The sequence below is a fragment of the Pseudomonas sp. GW821-FHT07G10 genome (assembly GCF_059418545.1).
In genome coordinates this window covers 1-22,459 of record NZ_JBWKQB010000010.1, presented here as the reverse complement: position 1 = coordinate 22,459, position 22,459 = coordinate 1, and the positions used below count along the sequence as shown (strand labels likewise).

Genomic DNA, 22,459 nt, shown 5'->3' with positions numbered 1-22,459 from the left:
CCCCCCATGACTTTCGCCACTCTTGGCCTGATCGAACCCTTGCTGCGCGCCCTTGAGACGCTCGGTTACCAGACCCCGACGCCGGTTCAGGTGCAAGCCATCCCTGCGGTGCTGGCCGGTCGCGACTTGATGGCCGCGGCCCAGACCGGCACCGGCAAGACCGCCGGTTTTGCCGTGCCGCTGTTGCAGTTGCTGGCCATGGAAGGGCCGAAGGTCAGCAGTAACTCAGTGCGCGCGCTGATTCTGGTGCCGACCCGCGAGCTTGCCGAACAGGTTCACGAGAGTGTTCGCCAATACGCCGAACACCTGCCGTTGAGCACCTATGCGGTGTACGGCGGCGTCAGCATCAACCCGCAGATGATGAAGCTGCGCAAGGGTGTTGACCTGTTGGTAGCGACCCCGGGCCGTTTGCTCGACCTGTATCGGCAGAACGCGCTCAAGTTCAACCAGCTGCAAACCCTGGTCCTTGATGAAGCCGACCGTATGCTCGACCTTGGATTTTCCGAAGAGCTGCGGGATATTTACAAAGCCTTACCGAAGAAACGTCAGACACTGTTGTTCTCCGCGACCTTCTCCGATGCGATCCGCCTGCTGGCCGGGCAAATGCTCAATGATCCGCTGAGCATCGAAGTCAGCCCGCGCAACGTCGCCGCCAACACCGTCAAGCAATGGGTGGTGACGGTGGACAAGAAGCGCAAGCCGGAACTGTTCAGCCACTTGTTGCGCAAAAATCGCTGGAAGCAGGTGCTGGTGTTCGCCAAGACCCGTAACGGCGTCGACCAACTGGTGGAAAAACTCCAGGGCCTGGGCGTGAATGCCGACGGTATTCATGGCGACAAACCCCAGGCTACTCGCCAGCGTGCGCTGGACCGGTTCAAGGCCAGCGAGATTCAGATTCTGGTAGCCACCGACGTGGCAGCCCGTGGTCTGGATATCGAAGACTTGCCGCTGGTGGTGAACTTCGACCTGCCGATCGTTGCTGAGGATTACATCCACCGTATCGGCCGTACCGGTCGTGCGGGGGCTACCGGCGAGGCGATTTCGCTGGTTTGCGCTGATGAAGTGAATTTGCTGTCGGCTATCGAAATGTTGACCCGTCAGACGTTGACTCGTCATGAAGAGCAGGATTTCGAACCCGAGCACCGTGTGCCGGACACCGATGCCAGCGGCCAGGTTATCAAGAAACCGAAAAAACCGAAGAAGCCCAAAGTCTCCGGTGGCGGCAAGCGTAACCTGGGCAAGTGGGTGGACAGCGGTGAAGTGGCGGCTGAAGCACCGGCGATCAAGCCTGTGCGTAAGGTGCCGGTGTTCAACACCGGACCGCGCAAGCGTAAGCCTTAAGCCCGACTGAACCCGAGATCGTTCCCACGCGTGGGAACGATCAAAAAAATCACGGTCAGGCATTTCACGACCGCTGCGCGCTCGAACGCAGGCTTCTCCAGCTGCTACAGAAGCTTTCCGCGGTGCGCTTGTAACCACTCCAGCATCCCCAACCCCGCCGCTCGGCCACTGGCAAAGCAGGCGGTGAGCAGATAGCCGCCCGTCGGCGCTTCCCAGTCGAGCATCTCCCCGGCACAAAACACGCCGGGCAGTTGCTTGAGCATCAGGCTTTCATTCATCGCTTCGAACGGCACGCCACCAGCGCTGCTGATGGCTTCGTCCAGAGGGCGGGTTTTCACCAATGTCAGGGGCAGGGCCTTTATTGCTTTGGCCAGCTGCACCGGATCAGCGAAGCATTCAGCGGGCGTTAGTTCGCGCAGCAAGGCGGCTTTCACGCCGTCGATGCCGAGTTGACTGTGCAGGTGTTTGGCCATCGAGCGTGAACCACGAGGCTTGGTCAGCGCTGTTTGAATCTTGTCGAGGGTTTTTCCCGGCAACAGGTCCAGGTGAATGGTCGCCGAGCCGCTTTGAGTGATGGCTTGGCGGATCGCTGCAGACAGGGCATAGATCAAACTGCCCTCGATGCCAGTGGCGGTAATCACGCATTCGCCCAGACGCGGCACGTCGTCATTCAGGCCAATAGCGATGTTCTTCAGCGGTGCGCCAGCGAACTTGCTGCGCATCAGGTCACTCCAGGCGGTTACCTCGAAACCGCAATTGCTGGGTTGCAGCGGTGCAAGGCTGATGCCGCGCTGTTCCAGCAGAGGTAACCAGGCGCCGTCCGAACCCAGGCGCGCCCAACTGGCCCCGCCAAGGGCCAGCAGCAAGGCATCGGTTTGCAGGGCTTTTTCACCTTCCGGGCTGTCGATTCGCAGGCTGGCGTCGTTATTCCAGCCGAGCCAGCGGTGACGGGTGTGGATAACTACGCCCGTGTCGCGCAGGCGTTTAAGCCAGGCACGCAGCAGGGGCGCGGCCTTCATGTCGGTAGGAAACACTCGGCCGGAACTGCCGACAAAAGTTTCGATCCCCAATTCATGAATCCATTGGCACAGCGCTTCGGCGCCGAATGCACGCAGCAGTGGGGCGATTTGTGGTGCCCGCTCGGCATAGCGCGAGAGAAACGCCGGGTAGGCTTCGGAATGCGTGATGTTCATACCGCCGACGCCGGCCAGCAGAAACTTGCGACCCACGGAGGGCATGCCGTCGTACAACTCGACCTTGATTCCAGCCTGGCTCAGTACTTCGGCCGCCATCAAACCGGCAGGGCCGCCGCCGATGATGGTGACGTGAGGCAGGAGGTTGGCGGAGGATCGGGTCATGGTTTGAGCTGCGGTTCGGCGGAATAAGCCGGGCATTCTATCAGCACAATCGAGGTACGCCCGCGAAGCTTTTAGCTGATTAAAAAACGCACAGTGCTCTGAAGGCTATACAGTCTGTGGCCTGTAGGTCCTTTCACTCAGGTTATCCACAGGCAGTTCCACAGGCATTGTGGGTAAAGCATCCACAACTCAGTGACAACCTGATGACTCCCAGACTCGCTGCGCGCTGTGATGAAGAATGCCATGGCGTCGCGCCAAGGCTTTACGGTCCTTGCTGTAACCACCCCCAATCACCCCGACCACCGGGATGTCCCGCCCCAGGCAGTGACGCATCACGCTTTCATCACGAGCGGCGACGCCTTGGTCGGTCAGCTTGAGGTAGCCCAGAGCGTCATCTTTATGCACATCCACCCCGGCGTCATACAGCACCAGGTCCGGCTTGTAGAGCGGCAGTAGATAGCTCAACGCATCGTCGACCACGTTGAGATAGTCCGCATCGCCCATGCCCATCGGCAGCGCAATATCCCAATCGCTTTGGGCTTTACGCGCCGGAAAATTTTTTTCGCAATGCAGGGAAACGGTTACTGCGTCCGGCGTATCTTCCAGAATGCGTGCAGTCCCGTCGCCTTGATGCACGTCGCAATCAAAAATTAATACTCGCCCCACCCGACCGCTTTCCAGCAGATAGCGGCTGATTACCGCCAGGTCATTAAAAATACAGAATCCCGCCGGATGATCGTAATGGGCGTGATGGGTGCCGCCGGCCAGATGGCAGGCCAGCCCGTGTTCCAGCGCTTGCTCGGCGGCCAGCAGCGAGCCGCCGACCGCACGCACGGTGCGTCGGGCCAGTGCTTCGCTCCAGGGCAGGCCGAGGCGCCGCTGGTGTTCGCGGGACAACTCGCCGCCCATATAGCGTTCGATATACCCAGGGTCATGAGCCAGGGCGAGAATGTCCGGCGGGCACAGTTGCGGGCGCAACAGCTCGGGATCGCGGGTCAGACCGCTGTCCACCAGGTGATCGCGCAGCAGGCGAAACTTGTCCATGGGGAAGCGATGTTCCGCCGGAAATTCGGGGCTGTAGTCTTCGTGGTAGATCAGCGGCAGGGGCATGGCAGATTTATCTAGGAAGGCATGTAGGAATGAATGAAGGATCCTACCAGCGATGTAGACTTGCGGCATGGAAACGGAGGGGCATGATGGAGCCGATACTGGAACTTGAGAGCGCGCGGCTGCTGTTGCGTCAGTGGCGCGATGAGGATTTGCCGGAATTTGCGGTCATGTGTGCCGATCCTCAGGTCATGCGTTATTTTCCGGCGCCCTTGAGTCGTCTGCAAAGCGCGGCATTGATCGGGCGTATACGCGGCCATTTTGCCGAATATGGCTTCGGCCTGTGGGCGCTGGAGCGTAAGGACACCGGGGCGTTTATCGGTTTTACCGGGCTCGGCGTGGTGGGGTTCGATGCACCGTTTACCCCGGCGACCGAAATCGGCTGGCGTCTGGCCCGCGAGCATTGGGGGTTGGGGTATGCCAGCGAAGCGGCCTGGACCGCTCTGCGTTGTGGCTTTGACCGGTTGGCGCTGAAGGAAGTCGTGGCGTTTACCACCGCTGCCAATCAGCCGTCGCAGAAAGTCATGCAGGCGATCGGCATGCAACACGACCCGGCGGCCAATTTCGAGCATCCGAAGCTCGGCAGCGATGATCCATTGCGCCATCATGTGCTGTACCGCATCAGCCGTGAACAATGGTTGGAAACCTTGCATGGATAAGCCTGCCCGGACGTTTACAATGTGTCCCTAGTTGGCTCGGGCCAAAAACTGAATCGACCGCCGCAGCCAAGACTGCGCGGCATTGCTCTTTGTGAGGAGAGTCTGAATGAGCCATGTACTGGATGATCTGGTCGACCTGTTGACCCTGGAACCGATCGAAGAAAACCTTTTTCGCGGTCGTAGCCAGGATCTGGGTTTCCGCCAGTTGTTCGGCGGTCAGGTACTCGGCCAATCGTTGTCGGCGGCCAGCCAGACCGTAGAAGAAGCGCGCCATGTGCATTCGATGCATGGTTATTTTCTGCGCCCTGGCGATGCCGGTTTGCCGGTGGTTTATCAGGTTGATCGAGTGCGCGATGGCGGCAGTTTCAGTACCCGTCGCGTCACGGCGATCCAGAAGGGCAATCCGATCTTCACCTGCAGCGCGTCGTTCCAGTACGACGAAGAAGGTTTCGAGCACCAGCAGCAGATGCCGCAAGTGGTCGGCCCGGAAAATCTGCCGTCGGAACTGGAGATCACCCAGCAGAGCGCGCACCTGATTCCGGAACACATGCGTGAAAAGCTACTGTGCCCCAAGCCGATCGAAGTGCGCCCGGTGACGGAAAAAGACCCCTACAACCCGCAACCCGGCGACCCGATCAAATACGTGTGGTTTCGGGCTGACGGCACCTTGGCCGACTCGCCGGCGCTGCACAAATACCTGCTGGCTTATGCGTCGGACTTCGGTTTGCTGACCACTGCCATGCTGCCCCACGGCAAGTCGGTCTGGCAAAAGGACATGCAAGTCGCCAGCCTCGACCATGCGCTGTGGTTCCACGGCGACCTGCGCGCCGATGATTGGCTGCTGTACGCGATGGACAGTCCATGGGCCGGAAATTCTCGTGGTTTTTCCCGGGGCAGTGTGTTCAATCGTGCCGGGCAACTGGTGGCGTCGGTCACTCAGGAAGGCTTGATTCGTCACCGCAAGGATTGGGCATGAGTCTCTCCGAGGTGCGGTACTGGGTGTTCGACATGGACGGCACGCTGACAATTGCCGTGCATGACTTCGTGGCGATCCGCGAGGCGCTGGCGATTCCCGCTCAAAGCGACATTCTGACCCACCTCGCCGCGCTGCCTGCTGATGAGTGCGCGGCCAAACATGCCTGGTTGCTCGAACACGAACGGGATCTGGCGCTGGGCTCCAGGCCTGCGCCCGGCGCGGTGGAGTTGGTGCGGGAACTGGCGGGGCGCGGCTATCGTCTCGGCATCCTGACCCGCAACGCCCGTGAGTTGGCCCACGTGACCCTGGAGGCAATCGGCCTGGCGGACTGCTTCGCGGTGGAGGATGTGCTGGGCCGCGATGAAGCCCCGCCAAAACCTCATCCGGGTGGTTTGCTGAAACTGGCGCAAGCCTGGGATGTGGCGCCGAGCGAGTTGGTGATGGTCGGAGATTATCGCTTTGACCTGGATTGCGGTCGGGCGGCTGGAGCGCGGACGGTGTTGGTTAACTTGCCGGATAATCCGTGGCCGGAGTTGACGGATTGGCATGCGCAGGATTGTGTGGCGTTGCGGCAAATGTTGTCCGTTTGAGGCCCCATCGCGGGCAAGCCTCGCTCCTACAGGTTTGGTGTCGATCACAATGGTGTGTGGTTCGACATGGCCCTTGTAGGAGCAGGGGGCCGCAATAGAGGTATTACGGCTTGACCAGTCGCGCATCCAGACTGTTCTGGGCCAGGCGCTTTGCCTGGTCCTGTGTCATACCAAGATGGGTGTACAGCGCGTGGAAGTTCTCGGTGACGTAACCGCCGAAATACGCCGGATCATCCGAGTTCACCGTGACCTTGACGCCACGCTCAAGCATGTCGAGGATGTTGTGCTTTGACATGTCGTCGAACACGCAAAGCTTGGTGTTGGACAATGGGCAGACGGTCAGCGGAATCTGCTCGTCGATAATCCGCTGCATCAGACGTTCATCTTCGATGGCGCGCACACCATGGTCGATACGCTGAATTTTCAGCAGGTCGATGGCTTCCCAGATGTACTCGGGCGGGCCTTCTTCACCGGCATGGGCGACGGTCAGGAAGCCTTCGTTGCGGGCACGATCAAACACGCGCTGGAACTTGCTCGGCGGGTGGCCCATCTCTGAACTGTCGAGGCCGACGGCGATAAACGCATCGCGGAATGGCAACGCTTGATCAAGGGTTTTCTCGGCTTCTTCTTCGCTCAAATGACGCAGGAAACTGAGGATCAGCCCGCTGGTGATGCCCAGCTGGTGCTCGCCATCTTTCAGCGCGCTGGCGATACCGTTGAGCACCACTTCGAACGGCACACCACGGTCGGTGTGGGTTTGCGGGTCGAAGAACGGTTCGGTGTGAATCACGTTCTGCGCCTTGCAGCGCAACAGGTAAGCCCAGGTCAGGTCATAGAAGTCCTGAGACGTGCGCAGTACATCAGCACCCTGGTAATAGAGGTCGAGAAACTCTTGCAGGTTGTTGAAGGCGTAAGCCTTGCGCAGGGTTTCGACGTCGTCCCACGGCAGGGCGATCTTGTTGCGTTCGGCCAGGGCGAACAGCAGCTCAGGCTCCAGCGAGCCCTCCAGGTGCAGGTGCAGTTCTGCCTTGGGCAGGGCGTTCAGCCAGTCGTACATTATCGAACTCTCATCAGGTGCAATGGTGGCATTCTACAGGTCGACGCTCAAATATATGGCAAAACCTGACCAATCGGTTCATCACACAGCTTCCCGTTCTCGCCGATAAGCGTAGGTGTCGGCAAAGCGCGACAGCAGGAATTCGGCGCAGGTAGTGGTCGGGTATTTCGCCGGGTTTTGACTGTCCTGGCAACCGGGCAGGCATTCGATGCGCGTATCAGGATGCGGTTCGGCAAAGAACGGCATGGAATAGCGATCAACTCCCCAAGGGCTGATGACCCGGTGCGGCGTCGAGAGATAACGGTCGTTGCTCCAGCGCGCCATCATGTCGCCGAGATTGACCACGAAAGTACCCTCGATCGGCGGGGCATCGATCCATTCGCCGTGGACGTTGCGTACCTGCAAGCCACCGGCGGCGTCCTGATAGAGCACAGTGATGCAGCCGTAATCGGTGTGGGCGCCTGCGCCCTGTTGCGCTTCGCAACTGGCGGTGTGACGTGGCGGGTAGTGAATCATCCGCAACACGCTGACCGGCTCGACGAAACGCTGATCGAAGAAGTCGCGCTCGATCCCCAGCGCCAGGGCCATGGCCCGTAGCAAGGTTTGGGCGAGGCCCTGCATATCGATGTAGTGCTGTTCCATCAGGCTTTCCCAGCCCGGCAGGTCGGGATGCCGATTGGGGCCGCGCAAGGGTTTCTCCGCCAGCACTTGCGGGTGATCGGCCGGCAGGTGCAAACCCATGTCGAAGGTTTCTTTCAGGTCGCTGGGTTTGTTCGGGTCGAGTTGCTCGGTGGCGATGGCGCCATAGCCGCGATGGTGGCGGGTCTGGGTGATATCGATCTTGAGCTTCTCAACGACCGGCAAGGCGAAGAACTGTTTGGCGCAATCGAGCAATTGGCCGATGCGTGTCGCGGTGATCGGGTGGCCCTTGATATAGAAGAAGCCCCATTCGCGGCAGGCGCGGTCGATCTGGTCGGCGACCTCTTGCCAAGCGGTTTGCTCATCGCTGTAGAGCGGGCCGATGTCTATGATCGGAAGTTGGTTCATGTTGCGGTCCTGAAGAGCACCGAAGATCCATTGTGGGAGCAGCCGGTCGACGCTCGATTGCTCGCGATAGCGGACTGACAGTCAACATAAATGCTGAATGTTATGGACTCATCGCGAGCAATCGAGCGTCGACCGGCTGCTCCCACAGGGGAGGTGTGTTTGGTTTGAGGGATTACTTCGGCATATCCGCCTTCATACCTTCGACGTAATAGTTCATCGACGCCAGCTCGGCATTGCTGGCAGTCACACCTGCCGCCAGTTTCTCTACGCCGGCCTGATCCTTGATCGGCCCGGTGAAGGGGTGAAATTCACCGCTCTTGATATGGCTGATGATCTGCTCGGCTTCAGCCTTCACCTCGGCCGGCACCACATCACTGATCGGTAGTTCAACCGTGCCTTCTTTCAAACCGCCCCAATAGTCCTGGGATTTCCAGCGATGGTCGATCACGCTTTGGGTCGCCTGAACATAGTGTGGCCCCCAGTTGTTGACGATGGAGGTCAGCACCGCTTTGGGCCCGAAGTGCGCCATGTCAGAGGCATAGCCCACCGCATACACGCCACGACGCTCGGCCGCCTGAATCGGTGCCGGGCTGTCGGTGTGCTGGAACACAACGTCCACGCCCTGATCGATCAGGGCGTTGGCGGCGTCAGCCTCTTTGCCCGGATCGAACCAGGAGTTGACCCACACCACTTTGATCTCGGTGCCCGGGTTGTATTTGTTCAGGGCCAGTTGGATGGCGTTGATGTCGCGGATGACCTCCGGAATCGGGAAGGAGGCGACGTAGCCGATTTTTTTGCTCTTGGTCATTTTTGCCGCGAGGAAGCCGCCGACATACCGCCCCTCGTAAGTGCGCGCCAGGTAGGTGCCGAGGTTCTTGTCCTGCTTGTAGCCGGTGGCATGTTCGAAGGTCACGTTGGGAAATTGTCTGGCGACCTTCAGTGTCGGGTTCATGTAGCCGAAGGATGTGGTGAAAATCATGTCGTACTTGTCCTTGGCCATATTGCGGATCACTCGCTCGGCATCCGCGCCTTCGGCCACGTTCTCGACGAAGTTGGTGGTGACCTGATCGCCGAATTTTTCCACTAACGCCTTACGGCCTTGTTCATGCTGATAAGTCCAGCCATGGTCACCAATCGGACCGATATAGACGAAGCCGACTTTCAACGGGTCAGTCGCACTGGCAGCCAGGCTGGCGCTCAGGCCAATGGCCGCTGCAACGGCGCACAGCAGCTTCTTCAACGGACGTGCATGCATGAATTCGAACTCCATTTTGTTGTGAGGGTTGGCTGGGCTCAAAGGCTTGAGCAGCTCAATGCAAATAACTGACCAACAAGACAACAAAATGCCGGATGGCGCATTACTGTGGGAGCGGGCTGACCGGTGAAGGGAATTGTATGAACACAGCAAGAACCAAGGCAGTGCAGCCCTGCAAGCTCATGCCTGCCACTGGTGCGCCAGGGCTTTGAAAGCATCGCGGGCAAGCCTTGCTCCTACGGATCGCATGTACCCGTAGGAGCGAGGCTTGCCCGCGATAAGATTGATCAAACGCCGCTAATCAACTGCCTGGCCGCCTGACTGTGGTCGGCAATCAACCCCTTCAAATCAAGCCCTTCAACCTGCCCATCGATCACCCGCCATTTACCGCCAATCATCACCCGATCCGCCCTGTCCGCGCCGCACAGCAATAGCGCCGACAGCGGGTCATGGCTGCCGGAGAAGCGCAGCTCATCGAGTTTGAACAACGCCAGATCCGCCTGCCTGCCCACCGCCAGTTCACCGATATCGGTGCGCCCGAGCAGTTGCGCCGAACCGCGTGTGGCCCAGCCGAGCACTAACTCGGGGGTGATCTTTTCCGCGCCGTAGCGCAGGCGTTGCAGGTACAACGCCTGGCGGGTCTCGAGGATCATGTTCGATGCATCGTTTGAGGCCGAGCCATCCACACCCAAACCCAGCGGCGCCCCTGCTGCGATCAAGTCCAGCGTCGGGCAAATGCCTGAAGCCAGGCGCATATTGGAGCTAGGGCAATGGCAGATGCCGGTACCGGCCGCGCCCAGACGGGCGATTTCATCAGGGTTGAAATGAATGCCATGGGCCAGCCAGGTGCGCGGTCCGAGCCAGCCGACGCTGTCCAGATAATCCACGGTGCGCAGGCCGAAGCGTTGCAGGCAGAAGTCTTCTTCGTCGAGGGTTTCGGCAAGGTGAGTGTGCAGACGCACGTCCAGTGTATTGGCCAGTTCCGCGCTGGCCGACATGATTTGCGGCGTGACGGAAAATGGCGAGCAGGGTGCCAGAGCAATCTGGATTTGCGCGCCGTCGCCGCGTTCGTGGTACTCGGCGATCAGCCGCTGGCTATCGGCGAGAATCACTTCACCCTGCTGCACAGTCTGTTGCGGCGGCAACCCGCCGTCGGCTTCACCCAGGCTCATCGAGCCACGGGTAAGCATCGCGCGCATGCCCAGTTCGCGAACGCTCTGGACCTGCACATCAATGGCGTTTTCCAGACCTTCGGGAAACAGGTAATGGTGATCGGCCGCCGTTGTACAGCCAGACAGCAGCAACTCGGCCAAAGCGACTTTTGTCGCCAGCGCCAACTTTTCCGGGGGCAGGCGAGCCCAGACCGGATAGAGGGTTTTCAACCAGGGGAACAACGGCTGATTGACCACCGGCGCCCAGGCGCGGGTCAAGGTTTGATAGAAGTGGTGATGGGTGTTGATCAGCCCGGGAAGGATCACATGCTCGCGAGCATCGAAGACTTGTCCACAGGCAGTGGCCGGTTGTTGCCCTATACCGAGCACTTCGACGATCAAACCGTCTTGCAGCACCAGGCCGCCACGGGCATCGAGCGCGTTGGCAGTGAAAATGGCCAGGGGGTTTTTTAACCAGATACGGGTCGCAGGCATTGGCCGGCTCCTCTGAAAAATGGGTTCAGGTTCGCCAGCTCAGTGTTGCCCTGTCTGCTGATCCAGGGTCGCCGGGGAGGGCGAAGTGCAGAGTTTACTCACATATTTGGTCGGCTACATAGGGCCGCTGATCTACCGATGAATTACCAGGGAATTGTCTCGCCTCTATAGTTCACAAAATGATGCCCGCCTTTACCCGCGTAAGTATTCACCTGCTCGATCAACCCACGTGTGCTGGTCTCGACATCGATGTCCGCACCTTCACCGCCCATATCGGTTTTCACCCAGCCCGGATGCAACGATAGTACAGTCATTTTCTGCTCGCCCAACTGAGTGACGAAGCTGTTGGTCATGGAGTTCAAGGCGGCTTTGCTGGCCTTGTACAGCGCCAGTTCCGGCGAGTCGGGCATGGTCACGCTGCCGAGCACTGAACTCATGAACGCCAGCACACCGCTGTCCGGGCGAATCTGGCCGATGAAGCGCTGAGCCAGATTGATCGGGGCTACGGCGTTGGTGAAGAACAATTGTCCAACCTCGGCGAGGGTTGCGTTGCCGGGGGTCTGATCATCCGGTCCTTTGACCCCGGCGTTGACGAACAGCAGGTCGAAGACCTGGCCTTTGAGCCGTTGGCTCAGGGCGATGACGGCTTGCTGATCATCCATGTCCAGTTGCTCGATCCGGACGTTACCCAATGCCTGCAAGGCCTCGGCTTTCTGCAGATTGCGCACGGTGGCGGTGACTTGCCAGCCGTCGGCCAGCAAGCGTTGTACCAGACCGAGGCCCAAACCACGGGAGGCGCCGATGATTAATGCGTTTTTTGCAGCGTTCATAAACGGGCTCCTTCGTAAAAAGGGGATCACGGTCTTAATGGACAACTCTGCCTGAGCCGTAGCTGTAACTCCTGGCGCAGCTCGCCGAGTTCGTCGATGCGGGTTTCGATCAGGCTCAGTTTGTCTTGCAGCAACCGGGTCACGGCGCTGTCAGGGTCTTTGGCCTGCCACAGCGAGGCCACACTACTACCGATTTCGCCGAGGCTGAAGCCCAGGCGTTGGGCGGTCTTGATGTAGAGCACCAGTTGCACCATCTCGGCCGGATAGTCGCGGTAACCGTTGGCGCTGCGTTGGGCGGCGATCAATCCCCGTTGCTCGTAAAAGCGCAGGGTGTCGCGGCTGACGGCGCTGGCCTGGGCTAATTCACCGATACGCATCTTGAAGACTCTTTGAGGCTTGACCATTGAGCATACTCCAGGCTTTAGCCTGCGTGCTCCCTGAATAAATGGAGACGCCTCAATGTGGACTGCAAGCCAATACCGTCAACTGGTTCGTGCGAGCGGCTGGTACGACTTGCTCGTGACCGTCGCTTTCGTCACCCCCTGGAGTTTTATGGCGCTACACGGGTTGATGCTGAGTCTTTCCCGGACATTCAATCTATCTGGTGAACTGCCGCCGTTCGAACCGATGCACATGCTGATGGCCAATCTGTTGGGCTCGATCGTTTGCGTCTGGTCGGTGCTACGGATTCGTGACCCGCAGCAAGCGTTCGGCCGCTATGACGCAGCCGGACGGTTTTTGTTCGCGACGTGGCAGATCTATGCCCTGGCCCACGGCGCCAGCTCATTGCTGGCGGTTTTCCTGGTCTTCGAACTGGCGTGGGGCGTTGCACAGTTGTTGCCGGTCAAGCATCTCGCAGATGACCGAAGAGCAAGCTGTTCCAGGCAGAACCTAATGCCCCGCCTGCCACGGCTGCCCCAGCGAAACCGGTGCGTACAAGCGCGTTCGCAGCGCGTTCCGCGACAGCAGCACCAACACCAGAATGGTCGCGGCATAGGGTAGCATCGCCAGCAGGTTCGAAGGGATCGCCAGCCCCAAGCCTTGGGCGACCAGGTGCAAGATGCTTGCGAGCCCGAACAGGTAAGCGCCCAGCAGCAAACGCCATACGCGCCAACTGGCAAACACCACTAGCGCCAGGGCAATCCAGCCACGGCCGGCGCTCATGTTCTCCGCCCACATCGGTGTATAGGCCAGTGACAGATAGGCACCGGCCAACCCGGCCATGGCGCCACCGAACAGCACCGCCAGTGTGCGCACGCCAAGCACCGGCAATCCCATGGCGCTGGCAGCGTCCGGATTTTCCCCGACGGCCTGAACGATCAGGCCTACGCGGCTTTTCAGAATCGCCCAAGCCACCAGCGCAAACAGCGCGAATGACAGATAGACCAACAGATCCTGAGCAAACAGCATCCGCCCGATCAGCGGGATCTCGCTCAGAAAAGGAATCGCCACTGGCTCGAAACCCGCCAGCGGCTTGCCAACCCAGGCCGCACCGACAAAGCTCGAAAGGCCGACGCCAAAGATAGTCAGCGCCAGCCCGGTCGCCACCTGATTGGCGTTGAACACCAGCGCCACCAAGGCAAACAGCGTCGACAGCAACATACCGGCGAGCACCGCCAGCAACACGCCGAGCCAGAGGTTACCGGTGCTCAAGGCGACGATAAAACCGATCACCGCGCCGAACAGCATCATGCCTTCCTGACCGAGGTTGAGGACGCCGCTTTTTTCGCAGATCAGTTCACCCAAGGCCACCAACAGCAGCGGCGTGCCGCAGCGGACCATGGCGTAGAAAATATTACTCAGCAGATCGATATCCATCACAGGGCTCCAACGCGTTCAGAGGTGGTCGAGGAGCGCCGTGCCCAGCGCAGGTTAAGGCGCGGGCGGTAGAGAATCAGCACATCACTGGCGAGCAGAAAAAACAGCATCATGCCCTGGAACAATTGGGTGATCGCCTGCGGCAGGTTAAGGCTCATCTGCGCGCTCTCGCCGCCGATGTACAGCAGCGCCATCAGCAGGCTGGAAAACACAATACCGATGGGATTCAGTCGGCCAAGAAATGCCACAGTGATCGCCGCGTAGCCATAACCGGGCGATACCTGCGGCACCAGTTGTCCGATCGGCCCGGTGACTTCGCAAACGCCAGCCAGCCCCGCCAATCCACCGCTGATCAACAGCGCGAGCCAGATCAGCCGCTTCTCGCGAAAACCAACGAAACCGGCGGCGCGCTTGTCCAGGCCGAGCACCTTGATTTGAAAACCGACAAAACTCTTGTGCAGCAGCACCCAAACGGCAACCAGCGCCAGCAGGGCGAAATACACCCCGGCATGCACGCGGCCGTCCTCCAGCAACAGCGGCAAACGGCTGGCCTCGCCGAACATTGCCGATTCCGGGAAGTTGAAGCCGGCCGGGTCCTTCAGCGGCCCGTGGACGCAGAACAGCAGCAGGTTCAGGGCGATGTAATTGAGCATGATGCTGGTGAGGATTTCATTGGCGTTGAACCGCGTGCGCAGCCATGCCGTCAACCCGGCCCAGGCAGCACCGGCCAGCGTGCCGATCATCAGGATTGACACCAGCGCCCAGCGACTTTGCACATCGATGATATTCACTGCCAGTGCACTGCCGGCCAGAGCGCCAAGCAACAACTGACCTTCGGCGCCGATGTTCCAGATCCGCGCTTGATACGCTACCGCCAGACCCAACGCACACAGCAGAATCGGCAAGGCTTTGACCAACAGCTCAGAGACGCCATACAGGTCACTGATCGGCGCAATCAACAAGGTATGCAAGGTCATCAAAGGGTCGTGACCGAGGGCAATAAACAGCAGCGAGCCACAACCCAGGGTCAACGTTGCGGCAAGTAGCGGCGAGCACCACAGCATCAGGCGCGATTGCTGGCCACGGGGTTCGAGAGAAAGCAGCATGTGAAACTCCGTTAAACCGGCAAAGGCGTGGATTGGTGAGACGTGTCGAACTGGCCCGCCATCCAGCCACCGACTGCGATCAGGCTGGTTTGCGCGGTCGGTTTGAGCGTCGACAGTCGACCGCTGCATAGCGCCGCCAGCCGATCGCTGATCTGGAACAACTCGTCGAGGTCTTCGCTGATCACCAGGATCGCGGCACCCGCATCGCGCAGGGCAATCAACGCGCGATGGATCACCGCCGCGGCACCCACATCCACGCCCCAGGTCGGGTGCGCCGCGATCAGCAGTTTCGGTTGTTGAAGGATTTCCCGGCCGAGAATGAATTTCTGCAAATTGCCGCCGGACAGGCTGCGAGCACAGGTTTCAGTATTCGGTGTCTTGACCCCGAAGCGGCGGATGATCTCTTCGGCCAATGCCTGGACTTTGCCATGCTGAATCAGGCCATTGCTGACCAGCCCTTGCTGAAAAGCGGTCAGCAAGGCGTTGTCTGCCAGACTCAATTGCGGCACTGCCCCGTGGCCGAGGCGTTCTGCCGGCACAAATGCCAGGCCGAGGCCGCGTCTTGCATCGGGGCGTAAATGAGCGACCGGTTGCCCGGCGAAACTGATGGTCGCGGCGTCATTACGTGCAAGGCATTCTTCGCCGCTGAGCAGGGCCAGCAATTCGTCCTGACCATTCCCGGCGACACCGGCGATCCCAACGATTTCGCCGCTGCGTACTTCAAGGTGGATATCCCTCAGTGAGCAGCCGAACGGATCCGGGTTATGCCAGGACAGCTTTTGTATCTGCAAGAAAGTTTCGCGGCCGCCGACCTTCGGATAATCAGCGATCAACCCCGCCGCATCACCCACCATCAACTGAGCCAGTTGCTGATCCGTGCACTCGGCTGGAACGCAATGTCCGGCCACTCGACCACCGCGCAGCACCGTGGCCTTATGACACAGCGCCCGAACTTCGCCGAGCTTGTGGCTGATAAACAGAATGCTGCAGCCCTCGACGGCCAATCGACGCAGGGTGACGAACAACTCGTCCGCCTCTTGCGGAGTCAGGACCGAGGTTGGCTCATCGAGAATCAGCAGGCGAATGTCCTGCATCAGGCAGCGAATGATCTCCACCCGCTGACGCTCGCCAATCGACAAACTGTGCACCAGCCGTTCTGGCTCCAGCGCCATGCCATAACGTTGCGAGACTTCACGAATGCGCGGCTCCAGTTGCGTGGGTGTGCCTGCCGCAGCGCCCATGGCCAGGGCAATGTTCTGCGCCACGCTCAAGGTTTCAAACAGCGAGAAATGCTGGAACACCATGCCAATCCCCAGACTTCGCGCCTGGGCCGGGTTGCGCATGGTCAAGCGTTGTCCTTGCCAGATCATCTCGCCCGAGTCGGCATGGGTCACGCCGTAGATAATTTTCATCAGAGTGCTTTTCCCGGCGCCGTTTTCACCGAGCAGGGCGTGGATCTCACCGGGTTGAATACTCAGGTCGATACCGTCATTGGCCAGGCAGCCGGGATAGCGTTTGCTGATTCTGCGCAATTGCAGACGCGGTGTTTGATCAGGGATCGGCACGGGATTTGGCATGACAGGCTCGGGACAATTGAAGTTGTGCCTGTGGATAAAGCAATTTCCTGGCCATTGAGTCAGGAAAACCCGGTGTCGTCGTTGTTCTGCCTGCTGCGCAGCCTCTCGCGCAATATACTGATCCCTGCTCCGGCACCACTTCAGGGCAAGCCTGTCGATAAGGCCCCGGTTTCGCCCGTATCGAACTGGTTAAAAAATGAGCAGCCGACGGAGAGCGTTGCCGCCTATGCGACTGAGCCAGCCTTGCACGGGTTATCCACAGATTGCTCCACAGTATTTGTGCGCAAGCCAAAAGCCCAGGCATAAGCACTGAAAGGCTTTCTTCTAAAGGCGATAAACCGCTCTAACTGATTGTTTTTCGGTGGGATTAATCCCGAAGAAGGGCGATTGGACGAAAAATGAACAATGGCCGCAAAGCCACGTTGCAGAAGGGGTTGCGGGGAATGTGCTCAGGTTATCCACAGTCGGGTGCACAGCAGATGTGGGCAAGTCGTGGAAACACTTGGATTAAGTCTTGCCCCAAAAGATCGCAGCCTTTTACCGCTGCAACAGAATGCGTCCGCGACTCAGATCGGCCAGTTGCGTTTGCAGGATCTGGATCTGTGCTTCACCTACGGCCAGGTGCAACTCCACGCCATTGGCGGTGAAGGTTTCTTCCAGCATCAGGCCCCCGAGTTCGGCCACCCGTAGTTTGACCAGCGCCAATTCGCCGAAGCCGCAGGCGCAACGCAACGGCACCCGGCTGATCAGCGCAATTCGTTCAGCGGTTTGCAAGCACTTGTTGGCACTGCCGCCATAGGCCCGAGCGAGTCCGCCGGTACCTAACTGAATGCCGCCGTACCAGCGAATCACCACTACCGCTACTTGATCACAATCCTGCGCTTCGATGGCCGCCAGAATCGGCCGTCCGGCAGTGCCGCCCGGTTCGCCGTCGTCGCTGCTGCGGTATTGATCGGCGAGCTTCCAGGCCCAGCAATTGTGCGAGGCATTCAAGTCGCTGTGCTGCTCGATGAACGCCTGAGCATCAACGGCGCTGCTGATCGGCGCAGCGAGGGCGATGAAGCGGCTTTTGCGAATTTCTTCGCGGTATTCGCAAAGGCCGGCGAGGGTAAAAGGCATGTGCGAGGATCTTTTAAAGGGTTGGCTTGAGGCCGCAGCCCTTGAGAATGATACGGATCAGGTTGTTACCAGCGTCTTCCATGTCCTGCCTGGTCAGCTTGGTGCGGCCTGTCACGCGACAAATCTGTGTGGCGAAGTCGGCGTAATGCTGGGTGCTGCCCCACAACAGAAAGATCAGGTTTACCGGGTCGACCGGGTCCATCTTGCCAGCGTCGATCCAAGCCTGAAATACACCTGCACGGCCCTGGAACCAGACGCGATAGTCCTGGCTGAAATGCTTGCTCAGGCATTCCCCGCCGCTGATGATCTCCATGGCGAAGATCCGTGAGGCTTGCGGTTGGCGGCGGGAAAACTCCATCTTGGCGCGGATGTAGCGCGTCAGCGATTCGGCCGGATCGTCTTCGGCGGTTAATGTGTTGAAGGTGCTGTCCCACAACTCGATGATGTTGCTCAGCACCGCCACATAGAGCCCGAGCTTGTTGGTGAAGTAGTAATGCAGGTTAGCCTTGGGCAGTCCGGCATTCTGCGCAATGGTGTTCATGCTGGTGCCTTTGAACCCGTGACGAGCGAACTCGTCTTCGGCGGCCTTGATGATTGCGTCTTCGTTTTTTTGGCGAATTCGGCTGGCAGGTTTGCCGGTGTGGGCTGGGACTTCAAGGGTCATGGACGTTTCCGAGCAGTTCTGTGGGTGCAACCAATGCGTTGATAGCGCACCCACAAGAATCAGACAAGCCTTGTCACCATAAAAGCCTCGAAGCCGTTCGGTTTACCGCGTGGCCTCCAGGCTTTCCAAGAAGCTTTCCAACACCAAATGAGGGCGACGTCCCTTGCGGGTGACCGACGCCAGGCTCAGGTCATAGAAGCGCGCCTTGGGTTTCAAAGCGCGCAATCGGCCTTGCTGCACCCAGAGGCTGGCGTAATGGTCCGGCAGATAGCCGATATAGCGTCCGGTCAAAATCAGAAACGCCATGCCTTCCCGATCCGACGCGCTGGCGGTGCAATTGAGTGCCTGATAATGCGCCTGGATCTCGGACGGCAAACGGAAGGTCGGTGCGATGGCGTCCTGACTGTTGAGCCGCTGGTCATCCAGTTGTTTGTCATCGACATAAAACAGCGGATGTCCGACCGCGCAGTAGAGCAGCGAACGCTCGCTGTACAGCGGCTGGTATTCCAGGCCCGAGAGTGCGCTGGCCTGAGGCACCACACCGACATGTAAACGGCCGTCGAGTACACCTTGCTCCACTTCGTTGGGGGCGATCATGCGGATTTGAATCTGTACGTCCGGGCCCCGCTCCTTCAACTGTGCCAAAGCATGGGTGATGCGCATGTGGGGGAGGGTGACCAGGTTGTCAGTCAGACCGATGGTCAGCTCACCGCGCAGATGTTGGTGCAGGCCGTTGACCTCGGTGCGAAAGCTTTCCAGCGCACTGAGTAGTTGCAAGGCCGACTGATAGACCTCGCGGCCTTCCTCGGTCAGAGAAAACCCTGCGCGACCGCGTTGGCACAGACGCAGGCCGAGGCGTTGTTCAAGGTCGCTCATCTGCTGGCTGATGGCGGAGCGGCCGATCCCCAGCACGGTTTCCGCTGCGGAGAAGCCGCCGCATTCGACCACGCTGCGAAATATGCGCAGCAGGCGGATATCAAAGTCACTGACTTGCGCCAGCGGATCGGGGCGGCGGCTGCTCATAGTTTAGTGATGGCCTGACTGAAGGTTAGAAAAGTTGGATTTCACCGACTTTATCCCCGTGGCAATTTAGCTGCAAGAACGCTTTTGATCCCTACGCCGCTTATTGCCCTGCGAGGTTTTGCTCATGAACTTGCCTGAAAACGCTCCGGTCTCCCTGGCCAGCCAACTCAAGCTCGATGCTCACTGGATGCCTTACACCGCCAACCGCAACTTCCAGCGCGACCCGCGACTGATTGTTGCCGCAGAAGGCAGCTACCTGATCGACGACAAGGGCCGCAAGGTCTATGACTCGTTGTCCGGTCTGTGGACCTGTGGTGCGGGGCATACCCGCAAGGAAATCCAGGAAGCCGTTGCAAAACAGTTGGGTACCCTCGATTACTCGCCGGGCTTTCAGTACGGTCACCCACTGTCTTTCCAGCTGGCAGAGAAAATCACCGAGCTGACCCCAGGTAACCTGAATCACGTGTTCTTCACCGATTCCGGCTCCGAGTGTGCTGACACCGCAGTGAAGATGGTGCGCGCCTACTGGCGTCTGAAAGGTCAGGCGACCAAGACCAAAATGATCGGTCGTGCCCGTGGCTACCACGGCGTGAACATCGCCGGCACCAGTCTGGGCGGCGTCAACGGCAACCGCAAAATGTTCGGTCAGGCAATGATGGATGTCGACCATCTGCCGCACACCTTGCTGGCGAGCAATGCTTATTCCCGTGGGATGCCGGAGCAGGGCGGTATTGCCCTGGCCGATGAGCTGCTCAAGCTGATCGAGTTGCACGATGCCTCGAACATCGCCGCCGTGTTCGTCGAGCCGCTGGCCGGTTCCGCTGGTGTGCTGGTTCCGCCTCAGGGTTACCTCAAGCGCCTGCGCGAAATCTGTGATCAACACAACATCCTGCTGGTCTTCGACGAAGTGATTACTGGCTTTGGTCGTACCGGCTCGATGTTCGGTGCTGACAGCTTTGGCGTGACCCCGGACCTGATGTGCATCGCCAAGCAAGTCACCAACGGCGCAATCCCGATGGGCGCGGTGATTGCCAGTTCCGAGATTTATCAGACCTTCATGAATCAACCGACGCCGGAGTACGCGGTGGAATTCCCCCACGGCTACACCTACTCGGCGCACCCGGTGGCTTGCGCGGCTGGTTTGGCTGCACTGGATCTGCTGCACAAGGAAAACCTGGTGCAGAGCGTGGCTGAAGTCGCGCCGCATTTCGAGAATGCCTTGCACGGTTTGAAGGGTTCGAAGAACGTTATCGACATTCGTAACTATGGCCTGGCCGGCGCGATTCAAATCGCCCCGCGAGATGGCGACGCGATCGTGCGTCCGTTCGAAGCCGGTATGGCGCTGTGGAAAGCTGGTTTCTACGTGCGCTTCGGCGGCGACACCTTACAGTTTGGCCCAACCTTCAACAGCAAGCCGCAGGATCTTGATCGCCTGTTCGACGCGGTCGGCGAAGTGCTGAACAAAGTCGACTGATCCAGCCTGTAGGAGCCGAGCTTGCTCGCGATGGGCCTCAAGGACGCCATCGCTGGCAAGCCGTGCTCCTGCAAAAAGCCATCTTTATTTAGCAGGTGCCCCATGTCGGGCACCTGTGGACAACTTTTCAGGAGCCCCGCATGAGTCTTATCCAGCATTTGATCAACGGCGAACTGGTGACCGACAACGGTCGCAGCGCTGATGTGTTCAACCCGTCCACCGGCCAGCCGATTCACAAGGTCCCTCTGGCCAGTCGCGAAACAGTGCAAAAAGCCATCGACACGGCCAAGGCTGCTTTTCCTGCATGGCGCAACACACCGCCGGCCAAGCGTGCTCAGGTGATGTTCCGCTTCAAACAACTGCTCGAGCAGAACGAAGCGCGTATCGCACAGTTGATCAGCGAAGAGCATGGCAAGACCCTGGAAGACGCCGCCGGCGAACTGAAGCGCGGTATCGAGAACGTCGAATACGCCTGCTCGGCTCCGGAAATCCTCAAGGGCGAGTACAGCCGTAACGTCGGCCCGAACATCGATGCCTGGTCCGACTTCCAGCCGTTGGGCGTGGTTGCCGGCATCACGCCGTTCAACTTCCCGGCCATGGTTCCGCTGTGGATGTATCCACTGGCGATCGTTTGCGGGAACTGCTTCATCCTCAAGCCTTCCGAGCGTGATCCGAGTTCAACGCTGCTGATCGCCCAGCTGCTGCAAGAAGCCGGCTTGCCCAAAGGCGTGCTGAGCGTGGTGCACGGCGACAAAGGTGCGGTGGATGCGTTGATCGAAGCGCCAGAGGTCAAAGCGCTTAGCTTTGTTGGATCGACTCCGATTGCTGAATACATCTATGCCGAAGCCACCAAGCGCGGCAAACGTGTGCAAGCATTGGGCGGGGCGAAGAACCATGCGGTGCTGATGCCGGATGCAGACCTGGACAACGCAGTCAGTGCCTTGATGGGCGCGGCCTATGGTTCTTGCGGTGAGCGTTGCATGGCGATCTCGGTGGCCGTGTGTGTCGGCGATCAGGTGGCGGATGCATTGGTTGCCAAGTTGGTGCCGCAAATCAAGGCGCTGAAAATCGGTGCCGGCACTTCCTGTGGTCTGGACATGGGCCCACTGGTGACCGGTCAGCATCGCGACAAAGTCAGTGGCTATATAGAAGACGGTGTTTCTTCCGGCGCTGAGTTGGTGGTCGATGGCCGTGGTCTGAGCGTAACAGGCCATGAAGAGGGCTTCTTCCTCGGCGGCTGCCTGTTCGATCGCGTCACTCCAGAGATGCGCATCTATAAAGAAGAGATCTTCGGCCCGGTGCTGTGCATCGTGCGAGTGAACAGCCTTGAAGAGGCGATGCAACTGATCAACGATCACGAGTACGGCAACGGCACCTGCATCTTTACCCGTGACGGTGAAGCGGCCCGGTTGTTCTGCGACGAGATTGAAGTGGGGATGGTGGGCGTCAACGTACCGCTGCCGGTTCCAGTGGCGTACCACAGCTTTGGCGGCTGGAAGCGTTCGTTGTTCGGTGACCTGCATGCTTATGGCCCGGATGGTGTGCGCTTCTATACCCGCCGTAAGGCAATTACCCAGCGCTGGCCGCAACGTGCCAGTCACGAAGCTTCGCAGTTCGCTTTCCCTAGCTTATAAGTAGAAGGGTAAAAAGGCCGGCTCCCTTATTTGAAAAAGGTGCCGGCCTTTTGCTTTTCAGGGTCTTTTTGACTCATATGACAGAATTGTGAAAATAGAGGTTGACGGCAGAATCTGGAAGCCTATAATTCGCCCCACTTCCGGCGCAGTCGAAACGGAAAACTCCTTGGTAAACAAA

22 protein-coding genes are annotated in these 22,459 nt (G+C 59.3%); 8 read left to right on the top strand and 14 right to left on the bottom strand.

What is annotated here, in order from left to right; all coding sequences use genetic code 11:
• Positions 1 to 6 precede the first annotated feature (6 nt).
• A complete protein-coding gene (rhlE1, locus tag AC07O1_RS13430) occupies positions 7 to 1,341 on the top strand; it encodes an RNA helicase RhlE1 (RefSeq protein ID WP_494995060.1) in 1,335 nt (444 codons plus the stop codon).
• Between the two features lie 104 nt (positions 1,342 to 1,445).
• On the opposite strand, the gene AC07O1_RS13425 is transcribed toward rhlE1, so the two are convergent.
• Both AC07O1_RS13425 and AC07O1_RS13420 read right to left on the bottom strand, forming a co-directional pair.
• Complete coding sequence (locus AC07O1_RS13425; RefSeq protein ID WP_495089061.1) at positions 1,446 to 2,699, bottom strand: TIGR03862 family flavoprotein; 1,254 nt, start codon at positions 2,697 to 2,699, stop codon at positions 1,446 to 1,448.
• A gap of 189 nt (positions 2,700 to 2,888) precedes the next feature.
• Positions 2,889 to 3,809 carry a histone deacetylase family protein gene (locus AC07O1_RS13420; RefSeq protein ID WP_495089060.1) on the bottom strand — a complete coding sequence of 307 codons (921 nt, stop codon included), beginning with the start codon at positions 3,807 to 3,809 and terminating at the stop codon, positions 2,889 to 2,891.
• Positions 3,810 to 3,895: 86 nt separating this feature from the next.
• Here AC07O1_RS13420 and AC07O1_RS13415 point away from each other — a divergent pair, with 86 nt between their 5' ends.
• The 3 genes from AC07O1_RS13415 (at position 3,896) to AC07O1_RS13405 (ending at position 6,031) form a co-directional block, all read left to right on the top strand.
• The gene (locus AC07O1_RS13415; protein ID WP_495089120.1) at positions 3,896 to 4,465 is read left to right on the top strand and encodes a GNAT family N-acetyltransferase; all 570 of its coding nucleotides are present in this window, start codon (positions 3,896 to 3,898) and stop codon (positions 4,463 to 4,465) included.
• Positions 4,466 to 4,571: 106 nt separating this feature from the next.
• Positions 4,572 to 5,441, top strand: coding sequence for an acyl-CoA thioesterase II (tesB, locus tag AC07O1_RS13410; RefSeq protein ID WP_494995064.1), 870 nt, complete (start codon positions 4,572 to 4,574; stop codon positions 5,439 to 5,441).
• Positions 5,438 to 6,031: an HAD family hydrolase gene (locus AC07O1_RS13405; protein WP_494995065.1), complete on the top strand. Its 594-nt coding sequence runs from the start codon at positions 5,438 to 5,440 to the stop codon at positions 6,029 to 6,031. Before tesB ends, AC07O1_RS13405 begins: the two co-directional genes overlap by 4 nt.
• Before the next feature lie 103 nt (positions 6,032 to 6,134).
• Here AC07O1_RS13405 and AC07O1_RS13400 read toward each other — a convergent pair whose 3' ends face one another.
• From AC07O1_RS13400 to AC07O1_RS13375, 6 genes are all read right to left on the bottom strand, one after another.
• On the bottom strand, positions 6,135 to 7,088 hold the full coding sequence (locus AC07O1_RS13400) for an adenosine deaminase (RefSeq protein ID WP_494995066.1): 954 nt from the start codon (positions 7,086 to 7,088) through the stop codon (positions 6,135 to 6,137).
• Positions 7,089 to 7,169: 81 nt separating this feature from the next.
• Positions 7,170 to 8,135, bottom strand: coding sequence for a 2-oxoglutarate and iron-dependent oxygenase domain-containing protein (locus AC07O1_RS13395; protein WP_495089059.1), 966 nt, complete (start codon positions 8,133 to 8,135; stop codon positions 7,170 to 7,172).
• Positions 8,136 to 8,307: 172 nt separating this feature from the next.
• Positions 8,308 to 9,390 (bottom strand): BMP family ABC transporter substrate-binding protein, encoded by a 1,083-nt coding sequence (locus tag AC07O1_RS13390; protein WP_495013476.1) that lies wholly within the window; start codon positions 9,388 to 9,390, stop codon positions 8,308 to 8,310.
• Between the two features lie 287 nt (positions 9,391 to 9,677).
• The gene (locus tag AC07O1_RS13385) at positions 9,678 to 11,036 is read right to left on the bottom strand and encodes an 8-oxoguanine deaminase (protein WP_495089058.1); all 1,359 of its coding nucleotides are present in this window, start codon (positions 11,034 to 11,036) and stop codon (positions 9,678 to 9,680) included.
• Positions 11,037 to 11,179: 143 nt separating this feature from the next.
• A complete protein-coding gene (locus AC07O1_RS13380; RefSeq protein ID WP_495089057.1) occupies positions 11,180 to 11,866 on the bottom strand; it encodes an SDR family oxidoreductase in 687 nt (228 codons plus the stop codon).
• Positions 11,867 to 11,892: 26 nt separating this feature from the next.
• The gene (locus AC07O1_RS13375) at positions 11,893 to 12,243 is read right to left on the bottom strand and encodes a MerR family transcriptional regulator (protein ID WP_495089119.1); all 351 of its coding nucleotides are present in this window, start codon (positions 12,241 to 12,243) and stop codon (positions 11,893 to 11,895) included.
• 82 nt (positions 12,244 to 12,325) lie between these two features.
• Between AC07O1_RS13375 and AC07O1_RS13370 the strand changes: the two genes are divergently transcribed.
• Positions 12,326 to 12,868, top strand: coding sequence for a hypothetical protein (locus tag AC07O1_RS13370; protein ID WP_495089056.1), 543 nt, complete (start codon positions 12,326 to 12,328; stop codon positions 12,866 to 12,868).
• Here the strand turns inward: AC07O1_RS13370 and AC07O1_RS13365 are convergent.
• Genes AC07O1_RS13365 through AC07O1_RS13355 form a run of 3 tightly spaced genes read right to left on the bottom strand, consistent with a single transcriptional unit; the run spans position 12,758 to position 16,367 of the window.
• Positions 12,758 to 13,684: an ABC transporter permease gene (locus AC07O1_RS13365; RefSeq protein ID WP_494995073.1), complete on the bottom strand. Its 927-nt coding sequence runs from the start codon at positions 13,682 to 13,684 to the stop codon at positions 12,758 to 12,760. The genes AC07O1_RS13370 and AC07O1_RS13365 overlap by 111 nt on opposite strands.
• On the bottom strand, positions 13,684 to 14,790 hold the full coding sequence (locus AC07O1_RS13360) for an ABC transporter permease (RefSeq protein WP_495089055.1): 1,107 nt from the start codon (positions 14,788 to 14,790) through the stop codon (positions 13,684 to 13,686). The genes AC07O1_RS13365 and AC07O1_RS13360 overlap by 1 nt, the downstream gene beginning before the upstream one ends.
• An 11-nt stretch (positions 14,791 to 14,801) precedes the next feature.
• Positions 14,802 to 16,367: an ABC transporter ATP-binding protein gene (locus AC07O1_RS13355; RefSeq protein WP_495089054.1), complete on the bottom strand. Its 1,566-nt coding sequence runs from the start codon at positions 16,365 to 16,367 to the stop codon at positions 14,802 to 14,804.
• Between the two features lie 30 nt (positions 16,368 to 16,397).
• Between AC07O1_RS13355 and AC07O1_RS13350 the strand changes: the two genes are divergently transcribed.
• Positions 16,398 to 16,673, top strand: a complete 276-nt coding sequence (locus tag AC07O1_RS13350) for a hypothetical protein (protein ID WP_494995076.1) — start codon at positions 16,398 to 16,400, stop codon at positions 16,671 to 16,673.
• A 231-nt stretch (positions 16,674 to 16,904) separates the two neighbouring features.
• Here the strand turns inward: AC07O1_RS13350 and AC07O1_RS13345 are convergent, their stop codons facing one another.
• From AC07O1_RS13345 to AC07O1_RS13335, 3 genes are all read right to left on the bottom strand, one after another.
• The gene (locus tag AC07O1_RS13345; RefSeq protein ID WP_495089053.1) at positions 16,905 to 17,486 is read right to left on the bottom strand and encodes an IMPACT family protein; all 582 of its coding nucleotides are present in this window, start codon (positions 17,484 to 17,486) and stop codon (positions 16,905 to 16,907) included.
• A gap of 13 nt (positions 17,487 to 17,499) precedes the next feature.
• Positions 17,500 to 18,150, bottom strand: a complete 651-nt coding sequence (locus AC07O1_RS13340) for a TetR/AcrR family transcriptional regulator (protein WP_495089052.1) — start codon at positions 18,148 to 18,150, stop codon at positions 17,500 to 17,502.
• 102 nt (positions 18,151 to 18,252) lie between these two features.
• The gene (locus AC07O1_RS13335) at positions 18,253 to 19,173 is read right to left on the bottom strand and encodes a LysR family transcriptional regulator (RefSeq protein WP_495089051.1); all 921 of its coding nucleotides are present in this window, start codon (positions 19,171 to 19,173) and stop codon (positions 18,253 to 18,255) included.
• Between the two features lie 124 nt (positions 19,174 to 19,297).
• On the opposite strand from AC07O1_RS13335, the gene aptA reads away from it, so the two are divergent.
• Both aptA and AC07O1_RS13325 read left to right on the top strand, forming a co-directional pair.
• Entirely contained in the window at positions 19,298 to 20,647 is a 1,350-nt protein-coding gene (gene aptA, locus AC07O1_RS13330; protein WP_494995080.1) for an omega-aminotransferase AptA, read from the top strand.
• Positions 20,648 to 20,787: 140 nt separating this feature from the next.
• Complete coding sequence (locus AC07O1_RS13325) at positions 20,788 to 22,281, top strand: CoA-acylating methylmalonate-semialdehyde dehydrogenase (protein ID WP_494995081.1); 1,494 nt, start codon at positions 20,788 to 20,790, stop codon at positions 22,279 to 22,281.
• Positions 22,282 to 22,459: the final 178 nt, after the last annotated feature.

Excerpts from the sequence above, each read along its gene's own strand:
- rhlE1 (WP_494995060.1), top strand. The coding sequence starts at position 7 with ATGACTTTCGCCACTCTTGGCCTGATCGAACCCTTGCTGCGCGCCCTT.
- AC07O1_RS13425 (WP_495089061.1), bottom strand. The coding sequence starts at position 2,699 with ATGACCCGATCCTCCGCCAACCTCCTGCCTCACGTCACCATCATCGGC.
- AC07O1_RS13420 (WP_495089060.1), bottom strand. The coding sequence starts at position 3,809 with ATGCCCCTGCCGCTGATCTACCACGAAGACTACAGCCCCGAATTTCCG.
- AC07O1_RS13415 (WP_495089120.1), top strand. The coding sequence starts at position 3,896 with ATGGAGCCGATACTGGAACTTGAGAGCGCGCGGCTGCTGTTGCGTCAG.
- tesB (WP_494995064.1), top strand. The coding sequence starts at position 4,572 with ATGAGCCATGTACTGGATGATCTGGTCGACCTGTTGACCCTGGAACCG.
- AC07O1_RS13405 (WP_494995065.1), top strand. The coding sequence starts at position 5,438 with ATGAGTCTCTCCGAGGTGCGGTACTGGGTGTTCGACATGGACGGCACG.
- AC07O1_RS13400 (WP_494995066.1), bottom strand. The coding sequence starts at position 7,088 with ATGTACGACTGGCTGAACGCCCTGCCCAAGGCAGAACTGCACCTGCAC.
- AC07O1_RS13395 (WP_495089059.1), bottom strand. The coding sequence starts at position 8,135 with ATGAACCAACTTCCGATCATAGACATCGGCCCGCTCTACAGCGATGAG.
- AC07O1_RS13390 (WP_495013476.1), bottom strand. The coding sequence starts at position 9,390 with ATGCATGCACGTCCGTTGAAGAAGCTGCTGTGCGCCGTTGCAGCGGCC.
- AC07O1_RS13385 (WP_495089058.1), bottom strand. The coding sequence starts at position 11,036 with ATGCCTGCGACCCGTATCTGGTTAAAAAACCCCCTGGCCATTTTCACT.
- AC07O1_RS13380 (WP_495089057.1), bottom strand. The coding sequence starts at position 11,866 with ATGAACGCTGCAAAAAACGCATTAATCATCGGCGCCTCCCGTGGTTTG.
- AC07O1_RS13375 (WP_495089119.1), bottom strand. The coding sequence starts at position 12,243 with ATGCGTATCGGTGAATTAGCCCAGGCCAGCGCCGTCAGCCGCGACACC.
- AC07O1_RS13370 (WP_495089056.1), top strand. The coding sequence starts at position 12,326 with ATGTGGACTGCAAGCCAATACCGTCAACTGGTTCGTGCGAGCGGCTGG.
- AC07O1_RS13365 (WP_494995073.1), bottom strand. The coding sequence starts at position 13,684 with ATGGATATCGATCTGCTGAGTAATATTTTCTACGCCATGGTCCGCTGC.
- AC07O1_RS13360 (WP_495089055.1), bottom strand. The coding sequence starts at position 14,790 with ATGCTGCTTTCTCTCGAACCCCGTGGCCAGCAATCGCGCCTGATGCTG.
- AC07O1_RS13355 (WP_495089054.1), bottom strand. The coding sequence starts at position 16,367 with ATGCCAAATCCCGTGCCGATCCCTGATCAAACACCGCGTCTGCAATTG.
- AC07O1_RS13345 (WP_495089053.1), bottom strand. The coding sequence starts at position 17,486 with ATGCCTTTTACCCTCGCCGGCCTTTGCGAATACCGCGAAGAAATTCGC.
- AC07O1_RS13340 (WP_495089052.1), bottom strand. The coding sequence starts at position 18,150 with ATGACCCTTGAAGTCCCAGCCCACACCGGCAAACCTGCCAGCCGAATT.
- AC07O1_RS13335 (WP_495089051.1), bottom strand. The coding sequence starts at position 19,173 with ATGAGCAGCCGCCGCCCCGATCCGCTGGCGCAAGTCAGTGACTTTGAT.
- aptA (WP_494995080.1), top strand. The coding sequence starts at position 19,298 with ATGAACTTGCCTGAAAACGCTCCGGTCTCCCTGGCCAGCCAACTCAAG.
- AC07O1_RS13325 (WP_494995081.1), top strand. The coding sequence starts at position 20,788 with ATGAGTCTTATCCAGCATTTGATCAACGGCGAACTGGTGACCGACAAC.